Consider the following 13,400-nt stretch of genomic DNA (forward strand, 5'->3'; position numbering starts at 1 on the left):
GGTGTTCTGGGGGGTATACAGCAATCGGCGAGCCCGGTTGCATGCCAGCATCAGCTGACTGATCCGGCGTCGTCTCCATGTATCGAGCGAGGTGACGTCATGAGCATTTTTAGCCACTTCCAACAACGTTTCGAGTCCACCCGCCAGGAAGAACTTTCGCTGCAGGAGTACCTCGAGCTGTGCAAGGGGGATCGCAGCGCCTATGCCTCGGCGGCCGAGCGGCTGTTGCTGGCCATCGGCGAACCAGAGCTGATCGACACCTCAAGCAACTCCAGGCTGTCGCGGATCTTCTCCAATAAGGTGATCCGCCGCTATCCGGCCTTTGCCGACTTCCATGGCATGGAAGAGTGCATCGACCAGATCGTCTCCTACTTCCGCCACGCCGCCCAAGGCCTGGAAGAGAAGAAACAGATCCTCTACCTGCTGGGCCCGGTGGGCGGCGGTAAATCGTCGCTGGCCGAGAAACTCAAGCAGCTGATGGAAAAGGTCCCGTTCTACGCCATCAAGGGCTCGCCGGTGTTCGAATCGCCCCTGGGCCTGTTCAATGCCGCAGAGGACGGCCAGATCCTCGAAGAGGAATACGGCATCTCGCGCCGCTACCTCAACACCATCATGTCGCCCTGGGCCACCAAGCGCCTGCAGGAGTTCGGCGGCGACATCAGCAAGTTCAGGGTGGTCAAGCTCTACCCGTCCATCCTCAACCAGATCGCCATCGCCAAGACCGAGCCGGGCGATGAGAACAACCAGGACATCTCGGCCCTGGTGGGCAAGGTGGATATCCGCAAGCTCGAGGAATTCCCGCAGAACGACGCCGACGCCTACAGTTATTCGGGCGCGCTGTGCCGGGCCAACCAGGGCCTGATGGAATTCGTCGAGATGTTCAAGGCGCCGATCAAGGTCCTGCACCCCTTGCTCACCGCGACCCAGGAAGGCAACTACAACAGCACCGAGGGGCTGGGCGCGATCCCCTACTCCGGGATCCTGCTGGCCCACTCCAACGAATCGGAGTGGCACACCTTCCGCAACAACAAGAACAACGAGGCCTTCATCGACCGGATCTACATCGTCAAGGTGCCGTACTGCCTGCGCGTCAGCGACGAGATCAAGATCTACGACAAGCTGCTGATCAACAGCTCCCTGGCCAAGGCGCACTGCGCGCCTGACACACTGAAGATGCTGGCCCAGTTCACCGTGCTCTCGCGCCTTAAAGAGCCCGAGAACTCCAACATCTACTCGAAGATGCGCGTGTACGACGGCGAAAACCTCAAGGATACCGACCCGAAAGCCAAGTCGATCCAGGAGTACCGCGACGCCGCGGGCGTCGACGAGGGCATGAACGGCCTGTCGACCCGCTTCGCTTTCAAGATCCTCTCCAAGGTGTTCAACTTCGACCCTCACGAAGTGGCGGCCAACCCGGTGCACCTGTTGTATGTGCTGGAGCAGCAGATCGAGCAAGAGCAGTTCCCGGCCGAGGTGCGCGAGCGCTACCTGCGCTACCTGAAGGAATACCTGGCGCCGCGCTACATCGAGTTCATCGGCAAGGAAATCCAGACCGCCTACCTGGAGTCCTACAGCGAATACGGCCAGAACATCTTCGACCGCTACGTGCTGTACGCCGACTTCTGGATCCAGGACCAGGAATACCGCGACCCGGAAACCGGCGAGATCCTCAACCGCATCGCCCTCAACGAGGAGCTGGAGAAGATCGAGAAACCGGCCGGTATCAGCAATCCGAAGGACTTCCGCAACGAGATCGTCAACTTCGTGCTGCGCGCCCGGGCCAACAACAACGGCAAGAACCCTAGCTGGCTCAGCTACGAGAAGCTGCGGGTGGTGATCGAGAAGAAAATGTTCTCCAACACCGAGGACCTGCTGCCGGTCATCAGCTTCAACGCCAAGGCCAGCAAGGAGGATCAACAGAAGCACAACGACTTCGTCACCCGGATGGTGGAGCGTGGCTACACCGACAAGCAGGTTCGACTGCTGTCGGAATGGTACCTGCGGGTCAGGAAATCGCAATAAAGCGACATGCTACACGCCGCGCGTCCGAGGCTGGCCTTGCCGGCCCGGACGGCGGCGGCTGCTTTTACGTGCAGCTCGTAGCTTGAAGCGTGCAGCTGTTCCCAGCTACCGGAGGGACCATGAGCTACGTAATCGACCGACGCCTGAACGGCAAGAACAAGAGCACGGTCAACCGCCAGCGCTTCCTGCGGCGTTACCGTGAACACATCAAGAAGGCCGTCGAAGAGGCCGTGAGTCGCCGCTCCATCATGGACATGGAGCATGGCGAACAGATCAGCATCCCGGGTCGCGACATCGACGAACCCGTGCTGCACCACGGTCGCGGCGGCAAGCAGACCATCGTCCACCCCGGCAACAAGGAGTTCACCGCCGGCGAACACATCGCCCGGCCACAAGGTGGTGGCGGTGGCGGTGGCCGCGGCAAGGCCGGCAACTCCGGCGAGGGCATGGACGACTTCGTGTTCCAGATCACCCAGGAAGAATTCCTCGAATTCATGTTCGAGGACTTGGAGCTGCCCAACCTGGTCAAGCGTCACCTGACCGGGGCCGACACCTTCAAGACCGTGCGCGCAGGCATTGCCAACGAGGGCAACCCGTCGCGCATCAACATCGTCCGCACCCTGCGCTCGGCCCATGCCCGGCGCATCGCCCTGACCGGAAGCAGCCGCGCCCTGTTGCGCGAGGCGCAAAAGGAACTGGACCGGCTCAAGGTCGAGGAGCCGGACAACTTCACCGACATCCAGGACACCGAGACCGAGATCGAACGCCTCAAGGCGCGCATCAACCGCCTGCCGTTCCTCGACACCTTCGACCTCAAGTACAACCTGCTGGTCAAGCAGCCCAACCCCAGCTCCAAGGCGGTGATGTTCTGCCTGATGGACGTGTCCGGCTCCATGACCCAGGCTACCAAGGACATCGCCAAGCGCTTCTTCATCCTGCTGTACCTGTTCCTCAAGCGGAACTACGACCGCATCGAGGTGGTGTTCATCCGCCACCACACCAGCGCCCGCGAAGTGGACGAGGAAGAGTTCTTCTACTCCCGCGAGACCGGCGGCACCATCGTCTCCAGCGCGCTCAAGCTGATGCAGGAGATCATGGCCGAGCGCTACCCGGCCAGCGACTGGAACATCTACGCCGCCCAGGCCTCGGACGGCGACAACTGGAACGACGACTCGCCGATCTGCCGCGACATCCTCGCCAACCAGATCATGCAGCACGTGCAGTACTACACTTACGTCGAGATCACACCACGCGAACACCAGGCGCTGTGGTACGAGTACGAGCGCATCGGCGAGGCGTTCCCCGACACCTTCGCCCAGCAGCAGTTGGTATCGGCCGGCGACATCTACCCGGTCTTTCGTGAACTCTTCCAGCGCAGGTTAGCCACATGACCGCCAGAGAGCAGAGACGCCAGCCCATTTCCACCGGCTCCGAATGGACGTTCGAGCTGATCCAGACCTACGACCGCGAGATCAGTCGCCTAGCCGCCCGCTACGCCCTGGACACCTACCCCAACCAGATCGAAGTGATCACCGCCGAGCAGATGATGGACGCCTACGCCTCGGTGGGCATGCCGCTGGGCTATCACCACTGGTCCTACGGCAAGCAGTTCCTCAGTACCGAGAAGTCCTATAGCCGTGGCCAGATGGGCCTGGCCTACGAGATCGTGATCAACTCCGATCCGTGCATCGCCTACCTGATGGAAGAGAACACCATGTGCATGCAGGCACTGGTGATCGCCCACGCCTGTTACGGCCACAACAGCTTCTTCAAGGGCAACTACCTGTTCCGCACCTGGACCGATGCCAGCTCGATCATCGACTACCTGGTGTTCGCCAAGCAGTACATCGCCCAATGCGAGGAGCGCCACGGCATCGATGCCGTCGAGGACCTGATCGACTCCTGCCACGCCCTGATGAACTACGGCGTGGACCGCTACAAGCGCCCCTACCCCATCTCCGCCGAGGAAGAGCGGCGCCGGCAGAAGGAGCGTGAGGAACACCTGCAACGGCAGATCAACGACCTCTGGCGCACCATCCCCAAGGGCGCCGAAAAAGGCGGCGAGAGAGACGACGCGCGCTTCCCGGCCGAACCCCAGGAGAACATCCTCTACTTCATCGAGAAGCACGCCCCGCTACTGGAGCCCTGGCAGCGCGAAGTGGTGCGCATCGTGCGCAAGATCGCTCAGTATTTCTACCCGCAGCGCCAGACCCAGGTGATGAACGAAGGCTGGGCGACGTTCTGGCACTACACCCTGATGAACGACCTCTACGACGAGGGGCTGATCACCGAAGGCTTCATGATGGAGTTCCTGCAGTCGCACACCAGCGTGGTGTTCCAGCCAGGCTTCGACAGCCCGTATTACAGCGGCATCAACCCCTATGCCCTGGGCTTTGCCATGTACACCGACATCCGCCGCATGTGCGAACACCCTACCGAGGAGGATCGCCGCTGGTTCCCGGATATCGCTGGCAGCGACTGGCTGTCGACGATCAAGTTCGCCATGAGCAGCTTCAAGGATGAAAGCTTCATCCTGCAGTACCTGTCACCCAAGGTGATGCGTGATCTCAAGCTATTCAGCATCCTCGACGACGACCAGCGCGACGACCTGCTGGTGCCGGCGATTCATGACGAGGACGGCTACCGTACCATCCGCGAGCAACTGGCCGCGCAGTACAACCTGGGCAACCGCGAGCCCAACGTGCAGATCTGGAGCATCGACCGGCGTGGCGACCGCTCGCTGACCTTGCGCCACCAGCAGCACAACCGCAAACCCCTGGGCGATTCCACCGAGGAGGTGCTCAAGCACCTGCACCGCCTGTGGGGCTTCGACATCCACCTGGAGACCGTGCAGGGCGACCAGGTGATGAAGACCCACCACATGCCACCGCGCAGCGAGCACAGCGAGGCCGGCGACTACGGGCGCATGGACCTGGCCGTGGTGCACCACCTCTAGCCATCACCCACCTCCATGGCTGCCGACAAGGTATCCTGTCGGCAGAAATGGAGGTTTCACATGCAGATCTACAAGGTTGGCGGCGCCGTGCGCGACCGCCTGCTCGGTCGTCCGGTCAGCGACGTCGACTGGCTGGTGGTTGGCGCCACCGTCGAACAGATGCAAGCCCAGGGATTCCGTCCGGTCGGGGCCGATTTCCCGGTGTTCCTGCACCCAAAGACCGGTGAGGAATATGCCCTGGCCCGTACCGAGCGCAAGAGCGGTCGTGGTTATGGCGGTTTCACCTTTCACGCCAGCCCCGAGGTCACCCTCGAAGAAGACCTGGTGCGTCGCGACCTGACCATCAATGCCATGGCCGAGGACGAACACGGCGCGCTGCACGATCCCTATCACGGCAAGGTCGATCTCGAACAACGGCTCCTGCGCCATGTTTCCCCGGCGTTCGCCGAAGATCCGTTGCGAGTGCTGCGTGTTGCCCGCTTTGCGGCGCGCTATGCACCTCTGGGTTTCAAGGTTGCCGATGAAACCCTGGCTCTCATGCGCCAGATCGCCGAGTCGGGGGAGCTGCAGGCACTGACGGCCGAGCGTAGCTGGAAGGAGATCGAACGGGCATTGATGGAAAGCGAGCCCCAGGTGTTCATCGAGGTGCTGCGCAGATGCGGCGCGCTGAACGAGCTGATGCCAGAGCTGGAGCACGGCGCCGATACACTGGCTGCGCTGCACCAGGCGGCCAGGCACCAGCAATCACTGCCGGTGCGCTGGGCGTGCCTGCTACGCGGATTGGAACCAACGGCGATCAAAGCACTCAACCAGCGCTTCAAGGTCCCACGCGAATGCCAGGAACTGGCGGTGCTGGTGGGGGAGTTCGCCGAACAGGCCGATCAAGCTCTGGCACTAGAGCCGACAAGCCTGCTGGAAATGCTGCAGAAGTTCGATGTGTACCGTCGGCCGCAGCGCTTCGAAGACTTCATTGCCGCGTGTGAAATGGCGGCAGTGGACTCGAGTTATCCACAAGGCAGGTATCTGCGCGATGCAGCTGCGGCGGCTCGGGCCGTGGATGTGAAGCCGCTTGTGCAACAGGGCCTGACCGGCCAAGCCCTGGGGGAAGCGCTGAAGGCGCAAAGGCTTGAGGCGCTGAAGGCCTACACGCAGCAGTGAACCCACGCGGGAAGCAAGTCCGATGGTGGGAGCGGGCTTGCCCCGCGATCGCAACAGCGGCTCAGAACTGCGTGAGCTGCAACCCACGCCACTCGAACGACACCGGCGCCAGTACCTGATCGATGCTCGCCTCTTCCCACAACTGCGCCATGGGCTTGCCGACCTCAGGGTGCACCCGCTGCGGCGCCAGCAAAGACAAGGGCCAGAGCACGAACGCGTTCTTCAGGATCTCCGCCCGCGGCAGCACCAGACCGTTGAAGGTGCCATGCAGGTCGTCGTACAGCAGCACGTCGATATCCAGCGGCAGGCCCTTGCGGTCGGGTGCGTAGCGACCATTGTCGGCTTCGATGAACTTCAGCCGGCGGTCCAGCTCCAGCAGCGGCAGGTCGGTCTTGCCGGTCACCACGAAGTTGATGAATGGCCCGCTCTTGATACCCACTGCCTGGCTTTCGAACGCCGGCGAGCAACGCATGTCGATGAGTATCGCAGCCAGGGCATCGAGCCCGGCGCACAGGTGCCGCTCGCGGTCAATGTTGCTGCCCAGCCCGAGATATACGGTACTCAGAGACATCCGCGCTCGATCTCCACGCCAACGCCGCCACGGGCCGCAGGCACCGCACCCGGCTTGGTCAGTTTCAGCCGCACCCATGGGATCTTGAACTCGTCCATCAGCACCGCCACCAGACGCTCGGCGAAGGTCTCCACCAGCTCGAAGCGCGCCTGCTCGGCAAAAGCCTGGACCCGCGCCGAGACACTGGCATAGTCCAGTGCCAGCGACAGGTCGTCACCGGCCGCCGCCGGGCGGTTGTCCCAAGCGAAACTCAGGTCCAGGCGCAGGCACTGGCGAATATCCCGCTCCCAGTCATAGGCACCGATGACGGTATCGACTTCCAGGCCTTCGATGAACACTCTGTCCAAGCACTTCTCTCCACAGCACGACAAGGGCGACGGGCGCCGTTAGAATCAGGGCGTCCTCGCCCGGAATAGTTAGCATGTTTTGGTCACTGGCGCTGCTTGCCTACCTGCTCGGCTCTCTGTCCTTCGCCATCGTCCTGAGCCGCCTCAGCGGCAGCCCCGACCCGCGCTCCAGCGGCTCGGGCAATGCCGGCGCGACCAACATGCTACGCCTGGCCGGCCGCAAACTGGCGATCCTGACGCTGCTGGGCGACCTGTGCAAGGGCATGTTGCCAGTACTGCTGGCCCGCCTGGCCGGGCTCGACCAGCAGGAACAGGCCTGGGTCGGCATCTGCGCGGTGCTCGGCCACCTGTTCCCGGTGTACTTCCGCTTCCAGGGCGGCAAGGGCGTGGCCACTGCCGCCGGCATGCTCATGGCGCTGTACTTTCCCGCCGCGCTACTGGCGATCGGCGCCTGGCTGCTGACCTTCTACCTCACCCGCACCAGCTCGCTGGCGGCCCTGATCGCCACGCCATTGACGCTACCATTGCTGGCCTGGCGCGAGCCCGAAGCGCTGCTGCCGATGACGGTGTTGACGATCCTGATCGTCTGGCGTCACCGCAATAACCTGCGCGACCTGTTCGCCGGGCGCGAACGCCATTTCTGAGGCGTGCGCATAAGCCCGGCGCCTCTCACACCGCCGGCAACTGCTCCATCGGCCAGCGCGCCTGCACGCTGATGGCCAGGTCCTGCTGCTGCCCGGCCAACAGGCGCTGGCAACCGGCGTAGGCGATCATCGCGCCGTTGTCGGTGCAGAACCGTGGACGTGCGTAATAGACGTTGCCCTTGATGCTGGCCAGCATCTCTTCCAGCGAAACGCGCAAGGCTTTGTTGGCGCTCACGCCACCGGCGATGACCAGGCGCTTGAGGCCGGTCTGCTTGAGCGCGCGCTTGCACTTGATGGTCAGAGTCTCCACCACCGCCTGCTGGAACGCCAGTGACACGTCGCAACGGGTTTGCTCGTTGTCGTCCCCGGCGTCGCGGCATTGCTGCCAGGTGTTCAGGGCGAAGGTCTTGAGGCCGCTGAAACTGAACTGCAGGCCTGGCCGATCGCACATCGGCCGCGGGAACACGAAACGCCCGGGCGTGCCTTGCTCGGCCAGACGGGCGATCTCGGGGCCGCCCGGATAATTGAGGCCGATCAGCTTGGCGGTCTTGTCGAAAGCTTCGCCAGCGGCGTCGTCCAGGCTCTCGCCCAGCAGCGCGTACTGGCCGATACCATCGACCCGCACCAGTTGGGTGTGGCCGCCCGACACCAACAAAGCGACGAACGGAAACCCCGGCGGCTGCTCCTCGAGCATCGGCGCCAGCAGGTGGCCTTCCATATGGTGCACGCCGATCGCCGGAATATCCCAGGCGAACGCCAGCGCCTGGGCGCAGGAAGCACCCACCAGCAGTGCGCCCACCAGGCCAGGACCCGCGGTGTAGGCGATGGCGTCGATCTCGGTGGCGACGCAGTCGGCTTCCTGCAGCACCTGGCGAATCAGCGGCAGCATGCGCTTGACGTGGTCGCGCGAAGCGAGCTCGGGCACCACGCCACCATAGACGCGGTGCAGGTCGATCTGGCTGAACAGCGCATCGGCCAGCAGGCCGCGCTCACTGTCGTATAATGCGACGCCAGTTTCGTCGCAGGATGTTTCCAATCCCAGTACTAGCATGGGTCCGTGCCTTGTTGAGGCTGAATTCGAAGGCGCGCATGATAGTCCCCGTGTCCGGTGCCGACCAGCGGTTTTCGATCAGAGGCTTTGCATTCCGGCCAGCTAAGGGTTAACATCCGCAACCCTTGAAAACCGACGTTCTCCAGCACACCTTATGTTTTGCCAGGAGCACGTCTACCCCGGTAATGAATTAAGGTAGCCCTGGATGCCAGCCGTCAAAGTTAAAGAGAACGAACCCTTCGACGTAGCTCTGCGTCGTTTCAAGCGCTCCTGCGAAAAAGCCGGTGTACTGGCTGAAGTTCGTAGCCGCGAGTTTTACGAGAAGCCGACTGCCGAGCGCAAGCGCAAAGCCGCTGCCGCTGTAAAGCGTCACGCCAAGAAGGTTCAGCGCGAACAGCGCCGCGCCGTTCGTCTGTACTAAGTACAGCCGTTCTACGCAAAGCTTCTGCCATGCCCGGCCTCGTGCCGGGCTGATGGCAGCGGTCGATTCAAACCCTTGGCCATGCGCCTTGGGTGCCCCGGCAAAAGCCATGGGCAACCTGCCTCAACGCGTCAGAACTGGTCCTCGACCAGGCGTGCACGTCCTTTCTGACGAGCCCTTCACGGGCTGGTGACGAGCACACACCTCTTCCTGCGATACCCCACGCCAAACCCGCGCACAAGCGTTTAGACTTGCCAGTTGCCAGATGACGAGACTGCCATGGCCGGGCTGATTCCCCAGAGCTTCATCGATGACCTTCTCAACCGCACCGACATCGTCGACGTGGTGAGTTCGCGCGTCCAGCTGAAGAAGACCGGCAAGAACCTGTCCGCCTGCTGCCCGTTCCACAAGGAGAAAAGCCCCTCCTTCACTGTCAGCCCCGACAAGCAGTTCTACTACTGCTTCGGCTGCGGCGCCGGCGGCAACGCGCTTGGCTTCATCATGGACCACGACAACCTGGACTTCCCCCAGGCGGTCGAGGAACTGGCCCGCGCGGCCGGCATGGAAGTACCCCGGGAAGAAGGCCGTCGCGGACAGAAGCCACGCCAGCCAACCGATTCACCGCTGTATCCGCTGCTGGAAGCGGCCAGCGAGTTCTACCGCCAGGCCCTGCGCGGCCACGCCACCCGCAAGGCGGCGGTGGACTACCTCAAGGGTCGCGGCCTGTCCGGCGAGATCGCCCGCGACTTCGGCCTGGGCTTCGCCCCGCCGGGCTGGGACAACCTGCTCAAGCACCTGGGCGCCGACTCGCTGCAGCAGAAGGTGATGATCGACGCAGGCCTGCTGATCGAGAACGCCGAGAGCGGCAAGCGCTACGACCGCTTCCGCGACCGGGTGATGTTCCCGATCCGCGACAGCCGTGGCCGGGTCATCGCCTTCGGTGGCCGGGTGCTGGGCGACGACAAGCCCAAGTACCTGAACTCTCCGGAAACCCCGGTGTTCCACAAGGGCCAGGAGCTGTACGGCCTGTACGAGGCGCGCAAGCACAACCGCAACCTCGACGAGATCATCGTGGTCGAGGGCTACATGGACGTCATCGCCCTGGCCCAGCAGGGCCTGCGCAACGCGGTGGCCACCCTCGGCACCTCCACCAGCGAGGAGCACCTCAAGCGCCTGTTCCGCGTGGTGCCCAGCGTGCTGTTCTGCTTCGACGGCGACCAGGCCGGGCGCAAGGCCGCCTGGCGCGCCCTGGAGGCGACCCTGTCGAGCCTGCAGGATGGTCGCCGCGCTCGCTTCCTGTTCCTGCCCGAGGGTGAAGACCCGGACAGCCTGGTGCGCGCCGAAGGTACCGACGCCTTCCAGGCACGCATCAACCAGCACGCCCAGCCTTTGGCCGACTACTTCTTCGAGCAGTTGAGCAACGAGGCCGACCCGCGCTCGCTGGAAGGCAAGGCGCACATGGTCACCCTGGCCGCGCCGCTGATCGAAAAAGTGCCGGGCGCCAACCTGCGCCAGCTGATGCGCAACCGCCTGAAGGACATCACCGGGCTCGACCCGCAGCAGATGGAGCAGTTGGCGCAGAGCGCGCCGACGCCCAGCGTGCCGGATTACGACCCCGGCTACGACTACGACGCCATGGCCAGCTACACGCCGGACCACGGCGATATGCACTACCAGCCCGACTATGCCCCGCAGCACCAGGAGCAACGCCCCTGGACGCCGAACAAGGGCGGCGGCAAGAAACAATGGGACGGCAAGCCGTGGGACAAGAAAGGCGGCAAACCCTGGCAGCGCGACGGCCAGCGCGGCGAAGCCCCGCCACGGGTGCCGGCACCGGTCGAACCGCCGACGCTGTCGGCCCTGCGCACCCTGCTGCATCACCCCTTGCTGGCCGGCAAGGTCGAGGACGCCAGCCACTTCGCCGACGAAGAACAACTGTACAGCCAACTGCTGGTGGCGCTGATCGAGGCCGCGCAGAAGAATCCTAAGCTAAGCTCTATGCAGCTGATCGCACGCTGGCACGGCACCGAACAGGGCCGCCTGCTGCGCGCCCTGGCGGAAAAGGAATGGCTGATCGATGCCGACAACCTTGAACAACAGTTTTTCGACACTATAACTAGTTTGTCCGCTCGCCAACGCGAGCGCAGCCTGGAACATCTGCTCAGGAAAGCGCGTCTAAGTGAACTGAGCACAGAGGAGAAATCTCAGCTGCTCGCCCTGCTGAGCCGCAATGTTCCCGCACAAAACCCGACCTCATCTGGCGCGTGAGGTCCAGGTTCGGGTATAATCCTCGGCTTGTTTTTTGCCCGCCAAGACCTTCAGTGGATAGGGTGTTATGTCCGGAAAAGCGCAACAGCAATCTCGTATCAAAGAGTTGATCACCCGCGGTCGTGAGCAGGGCTACCTGACTTACGCGGAGGTCAACGACCACCTGCCTGAGGATATTTCAGATCCGGAACAGGTGGAAGACATCATCCGCATGATCAACGACATGGGGATCAACGTATTCGAGAGTGCTCCGGATGCGGATGCCCTGTTGTTGGCGGAAGCCGACACCGACGAAGCCGCAGCCGAAGAAGCCGCCGCAGCGTTGGCGGCAGTAGAGACCGATATCGGCCGCACGACCGACCCGGTGCGCATGTACATGCGCGAAATGGGTACCGTCGAGCTGCTGACCCGCGAAGGCGAGATCGAAATCGCCAAGCGTATCGAGGAAGGCATCCGTGAAGTCATGGGCGCCATCGCTCACTTCCCGGGCACCGTCGACTACATCATCAGCGAATACGATCGCGTCACCGCCGAAGGCGGCCGCCTGTCCGACGTCCTCAGCGGTTATATCGACCCTGACGACAACATCGCCGCGCCGACCGAAGAAGTACCGATTCCAGGTGCCAAGGCCGCTGCCGCGAAGGAAGAGGAAGACGAAGACGACGAAAACGCCGAAAGCAGCGATGACGAGGAAGAGGCCGAAAGCGGTCCGGACCCGGTCGTCGCCGCCCAGCGTTTCGGCGCCGTCAACGATCAGCTGGTCATCACCCTCAAGGTGCTGAAGAAGCACGGCCGCGCTCACGCCGAAAGCATTGGCGCCATGCAGGCCCTGGCTGACCTGTTCATGCCGATCAAGCTGGTACCGAAACAGTTCGACGTACTGGTCGAGCGTGTACGCGGCGCCCTTGACCGTCTGCGCCAGCAAGAACGCGCCATCATGCAGCTGTGCGTGCGTGACGCCCGCATGCCGCGCGCCGACTTCCTGCGCCTGTTCCCGAGCAACGAGACCGACCAGACCTGGTCCGGTGACCTGGCCAAGCGCAACACCAAGTGGGCCGCCGCCCTGGGTGAAAAGGACGCCGCCATCGTCGCTTGCCAGCAGAAACTGATCGACCTCGAGACCGAGACCGGCCTGACCGTCGCCGAGATCAAGGACATCAACCGTCGCATGTCCATCGGCGAAGCCAAGGCCCGCCGCGCCAAGAAGGAAATGGTCGAGGCGAACCTGCGTCTGGTGATCTCGATCGCCAAGAAGTACACCAACCGCGGCCTGCAGTTCCTCGACCTGATCCAGGAAGGCAACATCGGCCTGATGAAGGCGGTGGATAAGTTCGAATACCGTCGCGGCTACAAGTTCTCGACCTACGCCACCTGGTGGATCCGCCAGGCGATCACCCGCTCGATCGCCGACCAGGCGCGCACCATCCGTATCCCGGTGCACATGATCGAGACGATCAACAAGCTCAACCGTATTTCCCGGCAGATGCTGCAGGAAATGGGTCGCGAACCGACCCCGGAAGAGCTGGGCGAACGCATGGAGATGCCTGAGGACAAGATCCGCAAGGTGTTGAAGATCGCCAAGGAGCCGATCTCCATGGAGACCCCGATCGGTGACGACGAAGATTCGCACCTGGGCGACTTCATCGAGGACTCGACCATGCAGTCCCCGATCGACGTGGCCACGGTCGAAAGCCTCAAGGAAGCGACCCGTGACGTGCTCTCTGGCCTGACCGCGCGCGAAGCCAAGGTGCTGCGCATGCGTTTCGGCATCGACATGAACACCGACCACACCCTCGAAGAGGTAGGCAAGCAGTTCGACGTGACCCGCGAGCGGATCCGTCAGATCGAAGCCAAGGCGCTGCGCAAGCTGCGCCACCCGACGCGAAGCGAGCACCTGCGCTCCTTCCTCGACGAGTAAAGACGAACCCCGGCCCAGGCCGGGGTTTTTCTTATGTGACAGAA

The 13,400-nt window shown here is 63.0% G+C and carries 11 protein-coding genes; 8 read left to right on the forward strand and 3 right to left on the reverse strand.

Annotation, left to right across the window (positions count from 1 at the left end; translation table 11 throughout):
* Positions 1–99 precede the first annotated feature (99 nt).
* From V0R62_RS20615 to V0R62_RS20630, 4 genes are all read left to right on the forward strand, one after another.
* A complete protein-coding gene (locus V0R62_RS20615) occupies positions 100–2,022 on the forward strand; it encodes a PrkA family serine protein kinase (protein ID WP_330105010.1) in 1,923 nt (640 codons plus the stop codon).
* Between the two features lie 119 nt (positions 2,023–2,141).
* Entirely contained in the window at positions 2,142–3,413 is a 1,272-nt protein-coding gene (locus V0R62_RS20620; RefSeq protein WP_050703510.1) for a YeaH/YhbH family protein, read from the forward strand.
* A complete protein-coding gene (locus V0R62_RS20625) occupies positions 3,410–4,978 on the forward strand; it encodes a SpoVR family protein (RefSeq protein WP_186712681.1) in 1,569 nt (522 codons plus the stop codon). The genes V0R62_RS20620 and V0R62_RS20625 overlap by 4 nt, the downstream gene beginning before the upstream one ends.
* Before the next feature lie 60 nt (positions 4,979–5,038).
* Complete coding sequence (locus V0R62_RS20630; protein ID WP_330105011.1) at positions 5,039–6,136, forward strand: multifunctional CCA addition/repair protein; 1,098 nt, start codon at positions 5,039–5,041, stop codon at positions 6,134–6,136.
* Between the two features lie 61 nt (positions 6,137–6,197).
* Here the strand turns inward: V0R62_RS20630 and folK are convergent, their stop codons facing one another.
* A complete protein-coding gene (gene folK, locus V0R62_RS20635; RefSeq protein WP_330105012.1) occupies positions 6,198–6,707 on the reverse strand; it encodes a 2-amino-4-hydroxy-6-hydroxymethyldihydropteridine diphosphokinase in 510 nt (169 codons plus the stop codon).
* A complete protein-coding gene (folB, locus tag V0R62_RS20640) occupies positions 6,698–7,054 on the reverse strand; it encodes a dihydroneopterin aldolase (RefSeq protein ID WP_110734561.1) in 357 nt (118 codons plus the stop codon). Before folB ends, folK begins: the two co-directional genes overlap by 10 nt.
* A gap of 74 nt (positions 7,055–7,128) precedes the next feature.
* On the opposite strand from folB, the gene plsY reads away from it, so the two are divergent.
* Entirely contained in the window at positions 7,129–7,698 is a 570-nt protein-coding gene (plsY, locus tag V0R62_RS20645; protein ID WP_050703505.1) for a glycerol-3-phosphate 1-O-acyltransferase PlsY, read from the forward strand.
* A 25-nt stretch (positions 7,699–7,723) separates the two neighbouring features.
* On the opposite strand, the gene tsaD is transcribed toward plsY, so the two are convergent.
* Complete coding sequence (gene tsaD, locus V0R62_RS20650) at positions 7,724–8,749, reverse strand: tRNA (adenosine(37)-N6)-threonylcarbamoyltransferase complex transferase subunit TsaD (RefSeq protein WP_330105013.1); 1,026 nt, start codon at positions 8,747–8,749, stop codon at positions 7,724–7,726.
* Between the two features lie 205 nt (positions 8,750–8,954).
* On the opposite strand from tsaD, the gene rpsU reads away from it, so the two are divergent.
* From rpsU to rpoD, 3 genes are all read left to right on the forward strand, one after another.
* Positions 8,955–9,170: a 30S ribosomal protein S21 gene (gene rpsU, locus V0R62_RS20655; protein ID WP_003255575.1), complete on the forward strand. Its 216-nt coding sequence runs from the start codon at positions 8,955–8,957 to the stop codon at positions 9,168–9,170.
* Between the two features lie 279 nt (positions 9,171–9,449).
* Positions 9,450–11,438 (forward strand): DNA primase, encoded by a 1,989-nt coding sequence (dnaG, locus tag V0R62_RS20660; protein WP_330105014.1) that lies wholly within the window; start codon positions 9,450–9,452, stop codon positions 11,436–11,438.
* A 67-nt stretch (positions 11,439–11,505) separates the two neighbouring features.
* Positions 11,506–13,356, forward strand: coding sequence for an RNA polymerase sigma factor RpoD (rpoD, locus tag V0R62_RS20665; RefSeq protein ID WP_186712676.1), 1,851 nt, complete (start codon positions 11,506–11,508; stop codon positions 13,354–13,356).
* Positions 13,357–13,400: the final 44 nt, after the last annotated feature.

This window comes from Pseudomonas carassii, assembly GCF_036324045.1.
GTDB lineage: Bacteria > Pseudomonadota > Gammaproteobacteria > Pseudomonadales > Pseudomonadaceae > Aquipseudomonas > Aquipseudomonas peradeniyensis.